The 16,078-nt window shown below is 74.9% G+C and carries 17 protein-coding genes and 4 tRNA genes; 8 read left to right on the top strand and 13 right to left on the bottom strand.

The window, feature by feature from the left end; all coding sequences use genetic code 11:
• Positions 1–55 precede the first annotated feature (55 nt).
• From nusG to QNH85_RS09960, 3 genes are all read right to left on the bottom strand, one after another.
• On the bottom strand, positions 56–871 hold the full coding sequence (gene nusG / locus QNH85_RS09970; RefSeq protein WP_282946175.1) for a transcription termination/antitermination protein NusG: 816 nt from the start codon (positions 869–871) through the stop codon (positions 56–58).
• Between the two features lie 69 nt (positions 872–940).
• Positions 941–1,225, bottom strand: coding sequence for a preprotein translocase subunit SecE (gene secE, locus QNH85_RS09965; protein WP_282946173.1), 285 nt, complete (start codon positions 1,223–1,225; stop codon positions 941–943).
• Between the two features lie 110 nt (positions 1,226–1,335).
• A tRNA-Trp gene (locus QNH85_RS09960) sits at positions 1,336–1,408 on the bottom strand.
• A 140-nt stretch (positions 1,409–1,548) separates the two neighbouring features.
• On the opposite strand from QNH85_RS09960, the gene QNH85_RS09955 reads away from it, so the two are divergent.
• The 6 genes from QNH85_RS09955 to QNH85_RS09930 all read left to right on the top strand — a co-directional run bounded on the left by QNH85_RS09955 (position 1,549) and on the right by QNH85_RS09930 (position 7,815).
• Entirely contained in the window at positions 1,549–2,787 is a 1,239-nt protein-coding gene (locus QNH85_RS09955; RefSeq protein WP_282946172.1) for a pyridoxal phosphate-dependent aminotransferase, read from the top strand.
• Positions 2,788–2,876: 89 nt separating this feature from the next.
• Positions 2,877–3,824 carry an ABC transporter ATP-binding protein gene (locus QNH85_RS09950; RefSeq protein ID WP_282946170.1) on the top strand — a complete coding sequence of 316 codons (948 nt, stop codon included), beginning with the start codon at positions 2,877–2,879 and terminating at the stop codon, positions 3,822–3,824.
• On the top strand, positions 3,821–4,678 hold the full coding sequence (locus QNH85_RS09945; protein WP_282946167.1) for an ABC transporter permease: 858 nt from the start codon (positions 3,821–3,823) through the stop codon (positions 4,676–4,678). The genes QNH85_RS09950 and QNH85_RS09945 overlap by 4 nt, the downstream gene beginning before the upstream one ends.
• 304 nt (positions 4,679–4,982) lie before the next feature.
• On the top strand, positions 4,983–6,020 hold the full coding sequence (locus QNH85_RS09940; protein ID WP_282946165.1) for a sensor histidine kinase: 1,038 nt from the start codon (positions 4,983–4,985) through the stop codon (positions 6,018–6,020).
• A gap of 11 nt (positions 6,021–6,031) precedes the next feature.
• Entirely contained in the window at positions 6,032–6,667 is a 636-nt protein-coding gene (locus tag QNH85_RS09935) for a response regulator transcription factor (RefSeq protein WP_282946163.1), read from the top strand.
• Between the two features lie 101 nt (positions 6,668–6,768).
• Complete coding sequence (locus QNH85_RS09930) at positions 6,769–7,815, top strand: adenosine deaminase (protein ID WP_282946162.1); 1,047 nt, start codon at positions 6,769–6,771, stop codon at positions 7,813–7,815.
• A gap of 79 nt (positions 7,816–7,894) precedes the next feature.
• On the opposite strand, the gene QNH85_RS09925 is transcribed toward QNH85_RS09930, so the two are convergent.
• From QNH85_RS09925 to QNH85_RS09915, 3 genes are all read right to left on the bottom strand, one after another.
• Positions 7,895–8,989: a UDP-N-acetylmuramate dehydrogenase gene (locus QNH85_RS09925; protein WP_282946160.1), complete on the bottom strand. Its 1,095-nt coding sequence runs from the start codon at positions 8,987–8,989 to the stop codon at positions 7,895–7,897.
• Positions 8,986–10,215 carry an MFS transporter gene (locus QNH85_RS09920; RefSeq protein ID WP_282946158.1) on the bottom strand — a complete coding sequence of 410 codons (1,230 nt, stop codon included), beginning with the start codon at positions 10,213–10,215 and terminating at the stop codon, positions 8,986–8,988. Before QNH85_RS09920 ends, QNH85_RS09925 begins: the two co-directional genes overlap by 4 nt.
• 75 nt (positions 10,216–10,290) lie before the next feature.
• Positions 10,291–11,802, bottom strand: coding sequence for an MFS transporter (locus QNH85_RS09915; protein ID WP_282946156.1), 1,512 nt, complete (start codon positions 11,800–11,802; stop codon positions 10,291–10,293).
• 285 nt (positions 11,803–12,087) lie between these two features.
• On the opposite strand from QNH85_RS09915, the gene QNH85_RS09910 reads away from it, so the two are divergent.
• Positions 12,088–13,155, top strand: coding sequence for a LacI family DNA-binding transcriptional regulator (locus QNH85_RS09910; RefSeq protein WP_282946154.1), 1,068 nt, complete (start codon positions 12,088–12,090; stop codon positions 13,153–13,155).
• A gap of 16 nt (positions 13,156–13,171) precedes the next feature.
• Here the strand turns inward: QNH85_RS09910 and QNH85_RS09905 are convergent, their stop codons facing one another.
• From QNH85_RS09905 to QNH85_RS09875, 7 genes are all read right to left on the bottom strand, one after another.
• The gene (locus tag QNH85_RS09905) at positions 13,172–13,777 is read right to left on the bottom strand and encodes a class I SAM-dependent methyltransferase (RefSeq protein WP_282946152.1); all 606 of its coding nucleotides are present in this window, start codon (positions 13,775–13,777) and stop codon (positions 13,172–13,174) included.
• A gap of 17 nt (positions 13,778–13,794) precedes the next feature.
• Positions 13,795–14,220, bottom strand: a complete 426-nt coding sequence (locus tag QNH85_RS09900) for a MaoC family dehydratase (RefSeq protein ID WP_282946150.1) — start codon at positions 14,218–14,220, stop codon at positions 13,795–13,797.
• Positions 14,220–14,669 carry a MaoC family dehydratase N-terminal domain-containing protein gene (locus QNH85_RS09895; RefSeq protein ID WP_213281251.1) on the bottom strand — a complete coding sequence of 150 codons (450 nt, stop codon included), beginning with the start codon at positions 14,667–14,669 and terminating at the stop codon, positions 14,220–14,222. Before QNH85_RS09895 ends, QNH85_RS09900 begins: the two co-directional genes overlap by 1 nt.
• Positions 14,670–14,686: 17 nt before the next feature.
• On the bottom strand, positions 14,687–14,857 hold the full coding sequence (rpmG, locus tag QNH85_RS09890; RefSeq protein WP_066582309.1) for a 50S ribosomal protein L33: 171 nt from the start codon (positions 14,855–14,857) through the stop codon (positions 14,687–14,689).
• 83 nt (positions 14,858–14,940) lie between these two features.
• A tRNA-Met gene (locus QNH85_RS09885) sits at positions 14,941–15,014 on the bottom strand.
• A gap of 51 nt (positions 15,015–15,065) precedes the next feature.
• Positions 15,066–15,138, bottom strand: a tRNA-Thr gene (locus QNH85_RS09880).
• A 237-nt stretch (positions 15,139–15,375) separates the two neighbouring features.
• Positions 15,376–15,457, bottom strand: a tRNA-Tyr gene (locus QNH85_RS09875).
• A 112-nt stretch (positions 15,458–15,569) separates the two neighbouring features.
• Between QNH85_RS09875 and QNH85_RS09870 the strand changes: the two genes are divergently transcribed.
• Positions 15,570–16,070, top strand: coding sequence for a YajQ family cyclic di-GMP-binding protein (locus tag QNH85_RS09870; protein WP_282946145.1), 501 nt, complete (start codon positions 15,570–15,572; stop codon positions 16,068–16,070).
• Positions 16,071–16,078 lie beyond the last annotated feature (8 nt).

The raw sequence follows: 16,078 nt of genomic DNA, 5'->3' as shown, positions 1-16,078 counted from the left end.
CGCCGTGGGCGATGACCCGGTTGCAGGGGCGCCGCCCGCGAGGGCGGCAGCTCGGTCAGATCTTGGCGACCTGGCTGAACGACAGCTCGACCGGGGTCTCCCGGCCGAAGATGGAGACGAGGACCTTGAGCTTCTGGTTCTCGGGGGTGATCTCGGAGATCGTCGCCGGCAGTGTGTCGAACGGGCCGTCGGTGACGGTCACGGACTCGCCGACGGTGAAGTCGACCTCGATCGGGGTGGCGGACTTCTGGGCGCCGGCGGCCGCGGGCGTCGAGGGCTTGGCCTCGATCGTCGGCGCCAGCATCGAGAAGACCTCGTCCTGGGTCAGCGGGACGGGCTGGTGGGTGTGGCCCACGAAGCCGGTGACGCCCGGGGTGTGCCGGACGGCGCCCCACGACTCGTCGGTGAGGTCCATGCGGACCAGCACGTAGCCGGGGATCCGGACGCGGCGCACGACCTTGCGCTGCGCGTTCTTGATCTCCACGACCTCCTCCATGGGGACCTCCACCTGGTAGATGAAGTCCTCCATGTTGAGGCTCTGCGTGCGGTTCTCGAGGTTCGTCTTCACGCGGTTCTCGTAGCCCGCGTAGGAGTGGATGACGTACCAGTCGCCGGGCTGCGTCCGCAGCTGGGCCTTGAACGCCGCGACCGGGTCCTCGTCCACGTCCACGTCGGCCTCGTCGTCGGCGACCGGCGCGTCGGCGGCCTCGTCACCCTCGACCTCGGCGACGTCCTCGGTCTCGACCTCGTCCGTCACGTCGGGCTCGTCGGAACCCGCCGCCGGGGCCTCGACCGCCTCGACCGACGCGAGGGCGTCGTCGAGCTCGGACTCGGCGGCACCCAGACCGGGCTCCTGCGATTCCTGCGACACGGGCGAACCTGCTTTCTGCTGCGGAAGGTGGTGCTGAGATGTCGTGCGCCCGCGGGGCGCCGCGGAGGCTCAGCCCCCGAAGATCCAGAAGGTGGCCTTGCCGACGCCCAGGTCGACGACCGTCACGAAGGCCATCACGACCGCGACGAACACCAGGACGACGCCCGTGTAGGTCACGAGCTCGTTCCGGGTGGGCCGGACGACCTTCTTGAGCTCGGCCACGACCTGGCGGACGAACAGGGCGATCCGGGCGAACAGGCCGCGGCGCTTCTCCGGGCTCGCGGGACGACCGCTGCCGGTCCGCTCTGCGGGCTCGCCCGCGTCGGACGCCGCCACGGGTGCCGAGTCGCTCACCAGATGTTCCCCTACGTCTCGCGACGCCGGCCGTCGCCGGGCGCCTCATGTCGTCCGCCGCCCCGCTCGAGGGGATCCTCAAAGGGACGAGCGGTACGTGACCACACGCGCAGGGCAGGCGAGACTCGAACTCGCAACCGCCGGTTTTGGAGACCGGTGCGCTACCAATTGCGCCACTACCCTACGGCGGCGTCGTCCTCCTGAGGGGCGCGCGTCCGGTCACCCGGGCGCGGCTCATCATGGCGGACGTCAACCACCGGGGACCCACTCTACGCGACGGTCGGCCCCGGGTCGAACCGCCGCCGGTCTGCCAGGATGACCCCGTGAGCGCGTCCAGCCCCCAGCAGCCCGCGTCGTCCCCGACCCCCCGCCGCGTGTCCGCACGCGTGGGCGGCATCGCCGAGTCCGCCACGCTCGCCGTGGACGCGAAGGCGAAGGCCCTCAAGGCCGCGGGCCGCCCCGTGATCGGCTTCGGCGCGGGGGAGCCCGACTTCCCGACGCCCGACTACATCGTCGAGGCCGCGGTGGCCGCCGCGCGCGACGCCGCGAACCACCGGTACTCCCCCGCCGGCGGCCTGCCGGTGCTCAAGGAGGCCATCGCCGCCAAGACGCTGCGCGACTCCGGGTACGAGATCTCCCCCGGCGACGTCCTCGTCACCAACGGCGGCAAGCAGGCGGTGTACCAGGCGTTCGCGACGCTGCTCGACCCGGGCGACGAGGTCCTGCTGCCCGGCCCGTACTGGACCACCTACCCGGAGGCGATCCGGCTCGCGGGCGGCGTCCCCGTCGAGGTGATCGCCGGCGTCGACCAGGGCTACAAGGTCACCGTCGAGCAGCTCGAGGCGGCGCGCACCCCGCGCACCAAGGTCCTGCTGTTCTGCTCGCCGTCGAACCCGACGGGCGCCGTCTACTCCCCGGAGCAGACCGCCGAGGTCGGCCGCTGGGCGCTCGAGCACGGGATCTGGGTCGTCACCGACGAGATCTACGAGCACCTCACCTACGACGGCGTGGTCTCGACGCCGGTGCTGCGCGCCGTGCCCGAGCTCGCCGACACCACCGTCGTGCTGAACGGCGTCGCCAAGACGTACGCGATGACCGGCTGGCGGGTCGGGTGGCTCGTCGGGCCGAGCGACGTGGTGAAGGCCGCGACGAACCTGCAGTCGCACCTGACCTCGAACGTCGCGAACGTGTCGCAGCGCGCGGCCGTGGCGGCGCTCACCGGCGACCTGTCCGCCGTCGCGGCGATGCGCGAGGCCTTCGACCGCCGCCGCCGGACGATGGTGCGGATGCTGGCGGAGATCGACGGGGTGGTGATCCCCGCCCCGGAGGGCGCGTTCTACGCCTACCCCGCCGTCGACGGGCTGCTGGGCCGGACGTTCCGCGGCGTGACGCCGACGACGTCCGCCGAGCTCGCCGCGCTGCTGCTCGACCAGGCGGAGGTCGCGGTCGTGCCGGGCGAGGCGTTCGGGCCGAGCGGGTACCTGCGGCTGTCGTACGCGCTCGGCGACGACGACCTGGCCGAGGGCGTCGGCCGGATCCAGGCGCTGCTCGCCGAGGGCTGAGGCTGACCCGCCCGTCCACCGATCGGTGGACGGGCGGTCCCGTCCCCCGGTCGTCGCGGCCGCCCGGCGCGTCCGGCCAGGCTGGACGCATGGACGACAACGACCTCGCGGTCCGGGTGACCGGGCTGCAGAAGCGGTACGGCGAGAAGCGCGCCGTCGACGGGCTGGACCTCACGGTCGCCCGCGGCGAGATCGTCGCGGTGCTCGGGCCCAACGGCGCGGGCAAGACGACCACCGTCGAGATCCTCGAGGGCTACCGGCGGCGGGACGGCGGCGACGTCCGCGTGCTCGGCGTCGACCCCCAGACGGCGGGCCGCGAGTGGCGGTCCCGGATCGGCATCGTGCTGCAGAGCAGCAACGACCTGGCCGAGGCCACCGTGAGCGAGCTGGTCCACCACTTCGCCCGGTACTACCCCGCGCCCCGTGACCCGGACGAGGTCATCGACGCCGTGGGGCTGCGCGAGAAGGCCCGCACGCGCACCCGGCAGCTGTCCGGGGGCCAGCGGCGGCGGCTCGACGTCGCGCTCGGCATCGTCGGCCGCCCCGAGCTGCTGTTCCTGGACGAGCCGACCACCGGGTTCGACCCCGAGGCGCGGCACGCGTTCTGGGACCTCATCGCCGGGCTGCGCGACGGCGGCACGACGATCGTGCTGACCACGCACTACCTGGAGGAGGCCGAGCACCTGGCGGACCGGGTCGCCGTCGTGCGCTCCGGCCACGTCGTCGCGGTCGACACCCCGGCGGACCTCGGCGGGCGCTCCGCCCGGCAGGCCGTCGTGCGGTGGACCGAGGGCGGCGCGCACCGGCAGCAGCAGACCGACGCCCCCACCGCCCTGGTGTCCGCGCTCGCGGCCCGGCTGGGCGGCGACGCGGGCGGCGAGGTCCCCGGGCTGCAGGTGGTGCGCCCGACCCTGGAGGACGTCTACCTGTCGCTGATCGCCGACGACGAGGCCGGCGCGCCCGCCGCCCTCGCCACCCGCTCCGCCGCACCCGCCGCGGCGGAGCCCGCACTCGTCACGACGGAGGTCGCGCGATGAGCACCACCCTCACCCCGTCGGAGGCCGGCCGTCGCTCGGCGCCCCCACGGCTGCCCAGCACCCTGGCGCTCGGCGCCGAGCGCGCCCGCTACGAGATCCGCGGGTTCTTCCGGGAGCGCGACGCGCTGATCTTCATCTTCGCGTACCCCATCATCATGCTGGCGATCTTCGCGACGGTGTTCGGGCAGGACGGCGCCACCGTCGCCGACGGCATCCCGTTCGCCCAGTACTTCCTGCCGGGGATGATCGCCACCGGCGTGCTGCTGTCGTCGTTCCAGTCGCTCGCGATCTCCATCCCGGTCGAGCGGGACGAGGGCGGGCTGAAGCGCCTCGGCGGGACCCCGCTGCCGCCGGCGGCGTACTTCCTCGGCAAGGTCGGCCAGGTGCTGGTCGTCTCGGTGCTCCAGGTGGCGCTGCTGCTGGCCGTGGCGTCGCTGCTCTTCGACGTCGAGCTGCCGTCCGACGCCGCCCGGTGGGGGACGTTCGCGTGGGTGTTCGTGCTCGGCACGGCCGCGGGCGCCGTCTGCGGGGTCGGGTTCTCGTCCCTGCCGCGCTCCGGGCGGTCGGCGAGCGCCGTCGTGACACCCGTGGTGCTCGTGCTCCAGTTCATCTCCGGGGTGTTCTTCACCTTCTACGAGCTGCCGTCCTGGATGCAGCAGGTCGCCTCCGTGTTCCCGCTGAAGTGGATGGCGCAGGGCATGCGGTCGGTGTTCCTGCCGGAGGAGGCCGCGTCGCTCGAGGTCGGCGGGTCGTGGCAGCACGGGGCGACCGCGGCGGTGCTCGCCGCGTGGCTGGTCGTCGGGCTCGTGGTCGGGGTCCGGACCTTCCGGTGGCGTCGGCGTGACGACGGCTGACCTGCGCCACACTGGGCCGGTGAGCAGCAGCGTCGAGCGGCGGGGGGACGACGCGGTCAGCGCGCCCCCCGGCCGCTCGACGCTGCTGCTCACCGGCCGACGGGACCCCGGCTCCGTCCCGACGCCGCGGCGCCGTCCGAGCGCGAGGACTTCTGGCGCCGGGCGCTGGCCGGGTGGGACGCAGTGTTCTACGCCCTGCTCGCCATCTGCGCGGTGTCGATGCTGGCGGTGGAGGGCACCTTCCCCGGGCGGGCCGGCGCTCGCCGCGCTCGGCGGGCTGGCGCTGCTGCTCGTCGCCTACCTCGTGCTCGCGCGCCGCGGCGCGCTGACCGGGGACCTGCGGCTGACCCGCTCGTACGTCGCCGTCCTCATCGTGGTGGTGGCCCTGGCGGGCGGCATCAACTCGCTCGGGTCGATCCTGCTGTTCATCGGCTTCTCCCAGGTGTGGTTCTTCGCGGCCGACCTGCGCGAGGGCGTGGTGGCGTCGGTCGTCATGGCCGTGGCGACCACCACGTCGATGGCGGTCGGGGAGCAGGCCGAGGGCGCGGACCTCGTCGTGCTGGCCGGGCAGATGGCGATCGGCCTGATCTTCTCCCTGGCCCTGGGGTTCTGGATCACCCGGGTCGCCGAGCGCTCGGAGGAGCGCGCGGCGCTGATCGAGGAGCTGGAGACCGCCCAGGCCCAGCTCGCCGCGAGCAACCACGCGGCCGGCGTGCTGGCCGAGCGCGAGCGGGTGGCGCAGGAGATCCACGACACCCTGGCGCAGGGGTTCACCAGCGTGGTGATGCTCGCCCAGACCGCGCAGGCGCAGATCGACGTCGGGCAGGACGCGCAGGCCCGGGACCGGCTCGCGCAGATCGAGCGCGTGGCGCGGGACAACCTGGCCGAGGCGCGGGCGCTCGTCGCGGCGTTCGGGCCGGCCGCGCTGGCCGACTCGACCCTCACCGAAGCGCTCGAGCGGCTGGCGGAGCGGTTCGGCGCCGAGACCGGCGTGCGGGTCGAGGTCAGCCTGAGCGACGTGGGCGACGCCGGCCGGGACACCGAGGTGGTCCTCCTGCGCGCCGCGCAGGAGGCGCTCGCGAACGTCCGGAAGCACGCCGGGGCGCGGCGGGTGCTGCTGCGGCTGGTGCGCTCCGAGGGCGAGGTCGCCCTGGAGGTGCTGGACGACGGGCAGGGGCTCGCGCCGGGCACCGCGGAGGGGGTCGGGCTGCGGGGCATGCGCGAGCGGGTGGCCGCCGGCGGCGGGACGCTCGACGTGGCCGGCGAACCGGGACGAGGGACGCGGGTGCGGCTGTCGATGCCGCTCGCCGCGCGGGACGAGGACGAGGCGGCGACGGCGTGACGGCGGAACGGGTGCAGGGGACGACCGTGCGGGTGCTGGTGGCCGACGACCACCCGGTGGTGCGGTCCGGCCTCGCGGGGCTGCTCAGCGTCGAGCCGGACATCGAGGTGGTCGGCGAGGTCGCCGACGGCGCCGCGGCGGTCGAGGCGGCGCGCGCGCTCACCCCCGACCTGGTGCTGATGGACCTGCGGATGCCGGTGCTGGACGGCGCGGCGGCCACCGCCCGCATCGTCGCGGAGGTCCCGGGGGTGCGCGTGCTGGTGCTCACCACCTACGAGACCGACACCGACATCCTGCGTGCCGTCGAGGCCGGGGCCACCGGGTACCTGCTCAAGGACACGCCCCGCGACCAGCTCGTCGCCGGCGTGCGCGCGGCGGCCCGCGGGGAGTCGGCCCTGTCGCCGTCGGTCGCGTCGCGGCTCGTGCAGCAGGTGCGCGGCGAGGCGGAGCGGCTGACGGCGCGCGAGCTCGAGGTGCTGGCCGGCGTGGCCCGCGGGCTGTCGAACGCGGCGGTCGGCCGGGAGCTGTTCATCACCGAGGCGACCGTGAAGACGCACCTGCTGCGGGCGTTCGCCAAGCTCGGGGTCGACGACCGCACCCGCGCCGTGACCGTCGCGATGAAGCGTGGGCTCCTGCCGGCACCGTGACGGTGTGCGTGCGTGCGCGTCGGGGCGCGTGCGTGCGTCCGTGCGCCGGCGTCGCGCGCGCCGGGTCGTGATCGGCGGGGGCGTCGGGCAGACTCACTCGGGTGCGCGACCTGGCCCTGCTCCCGAAGGCCCACCTGCACCTGCACTTCACGGGGTCGATGCGCGTGCCCACCCTGGCGGAGCTCGCGGCCGACCGCGGCGTGCGGCTGCCCGCCACCCTGCTGGACGGCGAGGGCCTGCGCGTCCCGGCGGACGAGCGCGGGTGGTTCCGGTTCCAGCGGCTCTACGACGCGGCCCGGGCGTGCGTCCGCGGGGAGGCCGACCTGCGACGGATCGTCCGGGAGGCGGCCACGGACGACGCCGCGGAGGGCTCCGGCCGCCTGGAGATCCAGGTCGACCCCACGTCGTACGCCCCGCCGGTCGGGGGCATCACCCCGGCGCTGGAGATCGTGCTGGACGAGGCCCGGGCCGCCGGCGCGGACCTCGGCATCGAGGTCGGCGTGATCGTCGCGGCCTCCCGGATGCGGCACCCCCTCGATGCCCGGATCCTCGCGCGCCTGGCGGCCCGGCACGCGGGCGACGGGTCGGGCGAGGTCGTCGGCTTCGGCCTCAGCAACGACGAGCGGCGCGGCGAGACCCCCGAGTTCGCCCCGGCGTTCGCGATCGCCCGCCGGGCCGGGCTGGCGTCCGTGCCCCACGGCGGCGAGCTGCTCGGACCGGCGCACGTCGAGGAGGTCATGGAGACGCTGACCCCCGACCGGCTCGGCCACGGGGTGCGCTCCGCCGAGGACGGCGCGCTCCTGCGCCGGATCGTCGACCGCGGCATCGCCCTGGAGGTCTGCCCCGCGTCGAACGTGTCGCTCGGCGTCTACCGGGAGCCCGAGGACGTCCCCCTGCGCCGGTTGGTGGACGCCGGGGCGGTCGTGGCGCTCGGCGCGGACGACCCGCTCCTGTTCGGGTCGCGGCTGGTCGACCAGTACACCGCGGCGCGGGAGGTGCACGGCTTCACGGACTCCGAGCTCGCGGACCTCGCCCGGTCGTCGATCCGCGCGAGCCGCGCGTCGGACGGCACGAAGGCGCGGCTGCTGGCGGGCGTCGACGCGTGGCTCGCGACCGACCCGGCCCCGGCGGACGCGCTCGCGGGCTGACCGCCACGCGGTTGCGCAACGCTGGAGTTGCGCAAGACGCCCGTTGCGTGCGCTGGTCAGGGCGCCGCGGGGGGCGCCCTCAGAGCGCGGCGCCGACCAGGACGGGCTCCGGCTCGAGGGTGATGCCGAACCGCTGGGCCACGCCGTCGCGCACCGTGCGCGCGAGCGCCAGGACGTCGCCGGCGTTCGCCCCGCCGCGGTTCGTGAGCGCGAGGCTGTGCTTCGTCGACACCGCCGCGGGCCCGGGCAGGCCGAACCCCTTGCCGAAGCCGGACTGCTCGATCAGCCACGCCGCGCTGGTCTTCACCAGCCCGTCGCCGGCCGAGTAGCGCGGGGCCCCCTCCGGCAGCGCGTCGGCGTCCTGCGCGGGGAGCACGGGGTTGGTGAAGAACGACCCGGCGGACCGGGTGTCCGGGTCGCCCGCGTCGAGGACCATGCCCTTGCGGCCGCGCAGGGCGAGCACCGCGGCCCGGACGTCGGGCAGCAGCGCCCGCTCCCCCACGGCGACGCCCAGCTCGCGGGCGAGCTCCGGGTAGGCGATCGGCTCGGACAGCTGGGCGACCCGCAGCTGGAACGTCACGTCGAGCACCACGTACCGCGGGGTCGGGTACCACGGCGCCCCGGGGTCGGTGCCGTCCGGCACGGCGCGCATCGACCGCTTGAGCAGCGACGTCCGGTAGCCGAACTGCAGGTCGAACAGCGGGAGCGTCCGCACCCGGTTGCGCTGCCGGTCCCACACCCGCACCGTCGCGATCGTCTGGGCGACCTCCTGGCCGTAGGCCCCGACGTTCTGCACGGGCGTCGCGCCGGTCGACCCGGGGATGCCCGACAGCGCCTCGATGCCCTTGAGGCGGTGCGCCGCGGCGTGGGCGACCACGTCGTCCCAGACGGTGCCCGCCACCGCGGTGACCGTCACGCCGGCGCAGGCGGAGTGGTCGGGCGTGGTGAGGTCCTGCCGCACGTCGCGCACGACCACGCCGTCGAAGCCCGCGTCGGACACCAGCAGGTTCGACCCGCCGCCGAGCACCAGCAGCGGCGTCCCCTCCGCGTCGGCGGTGCGGACGGCGTCGATCAGCTCGGCCTCCGTGGTGGTCTCCACGAGCCGGCCCGCGGGGCCGCCAACGCCGAGGGTGGTCAGCTGGGAGAAGGTCGCGGGCTGCACGGCGGTGGTCACGGCACGAGCGTAGGCCGCTCCGCGGGCTCCTGCCGCGCCGGTGCGGCGGCGTTCACGACCAGCAGACCGACGACGATCGGCACCGCGATGGCCAGCAGCGCGTGCCGGTAGCCGACCGCCCCGGCGAGCAGGCCGAGCAGCGGAGGGCCGGCCAGGAACGCCGTGTAGCCGATGGTGGACACGACGCTGACCCGGGCGGCCGCGCGCAGCGGGTCGTCGCTGGCGGCGCTCATCCCGACGGGGAACCCGAGCGCGGCGCCCATGCCCCACAGCACCGCGCCGACCAGCGCGAGCCAGAGCATGTCGCCCGGGACCAGGCCGAACACGAGCAGCCCGACCAGCGCGAGGCCCGCGCAGAGCCGGAGCACCGCCACCCGGCCGTACCGGTCCAGCAGCCCGGTGCCGAGGAACCGCATGAGCGTCATCGCGGAGACGAAGACGCCGAACGCGAGCGCGCCCACGGCGTCCTGCTGGTCGAACCCGTCGACGACCGCCAGGCTCAGCCAGTCGTTCCCCGCGCCCTCGGTGAGCGCGGCGGCGAGCACCACGAGGCCGATCAGCAGCGTGCGGGGCTCCAGCCAGGCGGCGAAGACCGAGCGACCCCCGTGCGCCGCGCCGCCGTCGGCCTGCGCCGCGTGCTGCCCGGCCGGCAGGAAGGCGCGGACGGCGAACGCGACCGCGACCGTCGACAGCCCGACGGCGACGGGGATGTGCACCTGCACCGGCACGTCCGCGAACGCCAGCACCGCCGCCAGCCCCGCCGCGACCACCGTGCCGAGCGAGAACCCGGCGTGGTACCGCGGCATGACCGTGCGGCCGAGCTTCTGCTCGACGATCGCGCCCTCGAGGTTCATCGCGGCGTCCCACACGCCGGTGCCCACGCCGAACACGACCAGCCCGGCGGCCGTGACGACGACCTGGCCGAGGGCGGCCCCCGTCGCGGCGATCGCGAGGCCGGAGGCGTTCACCACCGCGAACCCGAGCACCGCGCGCGGCGCCCCGATCCGCGTCACCACCAGGCCCGACAGCGGCAGGGCGACGAGCGACCCGCACGACCCGACCAGCAGGAGCAGCCCCATCTGGCCCTCGGACAGCTCGAGGGCGTCGCGGACCGCCGGCAGCCGCGCCGCCCACGTCGAGAAGTTGAACCCGGCCAGCGCGAACACGGTGAACACCGCCACCGAGGCGGTGCGGACCTGCTGCTCGGTCGGTGTGCGGTGCGCCATCGCGTGCTCCACGGTCTCGTCAGATCGGTCTCGTCGGATCAGGGGAGGCAGGGCGGTCCGGGCCGCCTGCCGGGGTCAGGCGGGGTGGACGGGTTCCGGCACGGGCTCGCCGGCAGGCTCCCGACGGACGCTACCGGACGGCACGCAGCCGGTGCCCTCCTCCGTGGCCAGGACGTCGAGCGCCGGGACGGCGGCCGGCTCGGCGGTGGCGACCACCGGCGCACCGGGGTCGTCGGCGGGCGCGTGCCCGGCCCCCGCCGCCACGGTCACCCCGTCCGGGCGGCGCACGGAGCGCGCCAGCAGCACCGACGCGACCATCGCCAGCGTGATGAGCAGCAGCGCGTGCCGGGTACCCATCAGCTCGGCTGCCAGGCCGAGCAGCGGCGGGGCGGCCAGCGACGCGGTCGACGAGAAGGCGGACACGACCGCGACCCGGCTCGCGGCGCGCAGCGGGTCGTCCGAGGCGGCGGCGATGCCGAGCGGCACGGTCAGCGCGGCGCCGAAGCCCCACGCGACGATGCCGACGGCGGCGAGCGGCAGCGACGGGGCGAACCCGAACAGCACGAGGCCGGCGAACGACACGACACCCGACGTCCGGAGCACCGCGACGCGGCCGTACCGGTCGATCAGCCGCGTCCCGAGCAGCCGCACGGCGGTCATCGCGCCGACGAACACCCCGAACATCGCCGCGCCGACGGCCTCGACCTCGTCGAACCCGTCGACCACCGCGAGGGCCAGCCAGTCGTTCGCGGCGCCCTCGGACAGCGCGGCGGACATGATGACGACGCCGATCAGCAGGGTGCGGGGCTCCCGCCACGCACCGAGCGCAGAGCCCGGACGGGCGACCCGGCGCACCCGGGCCGCGCGGAGGCGGCCGGCCAACCCGGCCTCGCGGGCGCTGCGGCCCTCGGCCCGGGCCTCCTGCGTCGCGCGCGCGGCGGCACGCTCGGGGGGCAGCGACTCGATGACGGCCCCCGGCACGGACAGCAGCCGCCACACGGTGCCGACCACCGCGGTCGCGACGAACTGCGCCAGCAGCGGGACGCCCGCGACCGCGCACAGCGCCCCGATGCCGGACCCGAGCACCGAGCCGATCGAGAACGCGGCGTGGAACTGCGGGAGGACCGTGCGGCCCATGCGGCGCTCCACCGCGGCGGTCTCGACGTTCAGCGGCACGTTCCCGATCGCGAAGCCGACGCCGGACAGGAAGATGCCCGCGGTGAGCACCGGCACGGAGCCGATGGTCGGGCCGATGCCGATCAGCACGTACGCGGCGGCGAACGCGACCATCGAGAGGTAGAGGACGAACCGGCCGCCGTACCGGTTGACCAGGGCCCCGGCGATCGACACGGTCGCGAGGGACCCGATCGACCCGGCGATGAGCAGGCCGCCGAGCTCCGCGGTGCCGAGATCCAGCGCGTCGCGCACCGCGGGGAGCCGCGCGAGCCAGCCGGACAGCATGAGCCCGCTCAGCGCGAACAGCCCCATGAGCAGCCACCGCGCCCGGGCGACCGCGGGGTCGACCGGCAGGTGCGGGGTCGCCGCGCCACGCCCGGTGCGCGCCGACGGACGGCGCGGCCCGGTCACGGGACCTTCAGGCCGGGACCGGCGGTTGGCGGGACGGAGGGGGGCGCGGCCGGTACGGGCCCGCGGCTGGCTCACGGAGGCTCCAGAGGGGGTGCAGGGCGGGTCAAGCGGGGGCGAAGAGCAGGTCATCGGCGTCTCGAATCGATTCGATGACGTGCCGGGGCGACGGCGGTCGAATCGATTTGAGGGACGCGGCAAGTCTGCGGGTACGCTGGCGGCGGCGTCAACCGGGTCGAGCGGCCTGTGAGCGCCCTCACCCAGACCAGCGAGGCGGGAGGCGGACCGGTGTCCCAGCGACCGACGCTCGCCGACGTCGCCTCCGCCGCCGGGGTGTCCGTCTCCACCGCGTCCCTCGCGTTCTCCGGCGCCGGCCCCATCGCGGACTCGACGCGCCGCCGCGTGCTCGACGCCGCCGCCGGCCTCGGGTACTCCGGCCCGAACCCGCTCGGCCGCCAGCTGCGCAGCGGCCGGTCCGGGATCGTCGGCGTCGTCGTCGGCGACGCGCTCAAGCGCTCGTTCCGCGACCCCGTGTCCATCCAGATGCTCGACGGGCTCGTCGACACGCTCGGCCCCCTCGGCCTCGGCGTCCTGCTCATCCCCGGCCCCACCGGGCCCGACGAGCCCGCGGTCGACCCGCTCGTCGAGTCCGCGGCCATGGACGTCGCCGTGATGCTCTGGGGGGCGAACGAGGACGACCCGACCCTGCAGGCGCTGGGCCGGCGCGGCATCCCCGCCGTCGTCGTCGAGGGGCAGGACCTCCCCGGCGTCGTCACCATCGGCATCACCGACCGCGAGGGCGTCGCCGACGCCGCCCGGCACCTGCTCGGGCTCGGCCACGAGCGGATCGCCACGGTGACGCTGCCGTTCGGCCCCGACCGCCGCAGCGGGCTCGCCGACGAGGCGCGGCTCCGCGAGATCACCTGGACCATCGCGCGCCGGCGGCTCGACGGCCTGCGCGACGCGGGCGTCACGCCGACCGCCGTCTACGAGACCCCGGCGTCCCTCGTCGAGCACGGCGCCGCCGCCGCACGGGCGCTGCTCTCCGGCCCGCCCGCGACCCGGCCGACGGCCGTCGTCGCCCAGTCGGACCTGCTTGCGTCCGGTGTGGTGCTGGGCGCGCGGGAGATGGGCCTGCGGGTCCCCGACGACGTGTCGGTCGCCGGGTTCGACGGGCTCGACCTCCCGTGGCTCGCGCCCGACCTGCTGACCACGGTCACGCAGCCGATCGCCGAGAAGGGCGCGACGGTCGGCCGCGTCATCCAGGGGCTCCTCGCCGGTGAGACGCCGGCGGACGACGTGCTCCCCGTGCAGCTGCGCGTCGGCACCACGACCGGCCCGGCGCCGCAGGACTGACCCTCCCGGGGGCGCGTCACGCAGCGGGCGCGCGCCACACGTACCGGTACCGCCACAGCCGCAGGCGCCGGTACCGGCCGCCGGGGAGCTCCCGCCGGAGCCGACGTCGCGCCTGCGCCCAGGTCTCGGCCGGCGGCGCCACCCGCACCGGCGGCTCCCACGCGGTCGTCCGTCGCGAGTACCAGCGGTGCACCAGCACGTCCAGCGCCTCGGCGACGACGTCCACCGGGCCACTGCTGCGCGCGTACCCCAGCACGACCACGAGCGCGCCGGGCGCGACGACCCGCCGCACCTCCGCGAGGGCTCGGGCGGGCTCGGTGTGGTGCAGCACCATCACCATCGTCACCGCGTCCACCGAGCGGTCCGCGATCGGGAGCGCCTCCGCGGCGCCCGCCACGAAGGCGACGCCGGGACCAGGGGCCGGCAGCACGGAACCGTCCGGATCGACCCCGACGACGCGCACACCCGGCCGCGCCAGCGAGCGGGCGAGGGTGCCGTCCCCGCAGCCGACGTCGAGGACCACGCCGCGCGTCCCGGACAGGAGGCGGCGCAGCCCGGGGTACAGGTGGGTGCTGTGGTTCCAGCGGTCGGCGAACGGGTGCCGCGAGCGCCGCCGGAGCATCCCGCGGCCCGTGACGGTCAGGCCAGGCGGACGAGCGCCTGGGACTTCACCAGGACGCGGGACCCGCCGGCGGTGACGGTGAGGTCCATGCGGGCGGTGCGGGACTCGGCGTCCACGGCACCGACCGTCGCGACGACCTCGACGACCGCCTCGCCGGGGTCCGGTACGGGCACGGGGCGGCTGAACCGCGTCTGGTAGTCGACGACCGCACCCGGGTCCTCGAGCCAGTCGGAGACGACCCCCACGGCGGCGCCCATCGTCCACATGCCGTGCGCGATCACGCCGGGCAGGCCGACCTCGGTGGCGAACCGGTCGTTCCAGTGGATCGGGTTGAAGTCGCCGCTGGCCCCGGCGTACCGCACCAGGCGGGCCCGGTCCACCGTGATCTCGCGACGGGCGACCTCCTGGCCGACCGCCAGGTCCTCGAGCACGGGCCGGGTCATCAGGCGTCCTCCCCGCGGACCGCGAGCGTCGACGTCACCGTCGCGACGGGCCCGCCGCCCTCGGCGGAGATGACGGCGCGGGTCGTCACCATCGACAGCCCTGCGCGCTCCGTCACCGCGTCCACGTGCAGCACGGTGACCAGGCGGTCGCCGGCGTGGATCGGGCGGTGGTGGATGAACCGCTCGTCGGCGTGCACGACCCGGCTGAAGTCGATGCCGGCCCCGGGGTCGGCGATCAGCTGGCTCTCGGCGCGCTGCGCCACGACGACGGCGAACGTCGGCGGCGCGATCACGTCGGGGTACCCGAGTGCTCGCGCCGCGTCGACGTCGGTGTGGGCCGGGTGCGTCGCCCCGACCGCCTCCGCGAACTCGCGGAGCTTCTCGCGGCCGACCTCGTACGCCTCGTTCGGCGGGTACTCGCGTCCCGCGTATTCAGGGTTGACGGCCACGACGGTGTGCGCTGAGGTCAGCGGGTCTCGCGGTGCACCGTGTGACGGCCGTCGCGGGGGCAGAACTTCTTCATCTCGAGCCGGTCGGGGTCGTTCCGACGGTTCTTCTTCGTGATGTAGTTCCGCTCCTTGCACTCCGTGCACGCGAGCGTGATCTTCGGACGGACGTCCGAGCTCTTGCTGGCCATGGTCTTGCCACCTCTCGCGCCGAGACAGCGCTTGCGATCTTCGTCGACGCGCGCCGGCGGACGCGCGACTGGTTCAGTCCTTGTAGCGGGGGCGGGGCTCGAACCCGCGACCTCACGATTATGAGTCGTGCGCTCTCGCCAACTGAGCTACCCCGCCTCGGATGGGCCACGGACCAGGACGGACGTCCTGATCCATGACACACCACAGAGCCCCGAAAGGGAATCGAACCCTTGACCTTCTCCTTACCATGGAGACGCTCTGCCGACTGAGCTATCGGGGCAGTGCGTGCAAGGTTACACGGTGCCCCCGGCCGCTGCGAAATCGACCCCCCGCCGGCCTCGAACGCGCAGGTCAGACCCCGGTCCGGAGCGCGGTGCCGGTGCGACGCCACCCCGCCCGCCGAGCGGATCCGCCGCCCGCGCAGCCCGGGCGCGTCGGCGCGGAGGTGCGCTGGCCCCCCACCCGCAGACGGCGACAGGGCGCCCTCCGTGCGGAGGACGCCCTGTCGTACATCGCGTGGCGGGTGAGGGATTCGAACCCCCGTAGGCGATGCCAGCTGATTTACAGTCAGCCCCCTTTGGCCACTCGGGTAACCCGCCGGGGATGCGCGTGCGGTGACTGCGTCGCCGACGTGCGGATGGAAGGATAGCAAGGGATCGGGCCGGGACCGAAACGCGTCCCCCGCGCCCTGCACCACGTGGAGGAGGAGTCATGGCGAGCGAGTCGTCGTTCGACGTCGTCAGCAAGGTCGACCGCCAGGAGGTCGACAACGCGCTGAACCAGGCGGTCAAGGAGATCGCGCAGCGCTACGACTTCAAGGGCGTCGGCGCGTCGATCGCCTGGAGCGGCGAGAAGATCCTCATGACCGCCAACTCCGAGGAGCGCGTGCGGGCCGTCCTGGACGTCTTCCAGACCAAGCTCATCAAGCGCGGCATCTCGCTGAAGTCCCTGGACACCGGCGACGGCGACCCGAAGCCGTCCGGCAAGGAGTACCGGCTGGAGGCCACGATCAAGGAGGGCCTGTCCAGCGAGATCGCCAAGAAGGTCACCAAGCTCGTCCGCGACGAGGGCCCCAAGGGCGTCAAGACGCAGATCCAGGGCGACGAGGTCCGCGTCTCCGCGAAGGCCCGCGACGACCTGCAGGCCGTCATCGCGCTGCTCAAGGGCGCGGACGACATCGACGCGGCGCTGCAGTTCATCAACTACCGCTGACCCCGCAC

This window comes from Cellulomonas endometrii (assembly GCF_949769265.1).
GTDB lineage: Bacteria > Actinomycetota > Actinomycetes > Actinomycetales > Cellulomonadaceae > Cellulomonas > Cellulomonas endometrii.
This window is presented reverse-complemented; position numbering and strand designations above follow the sequence as displayed.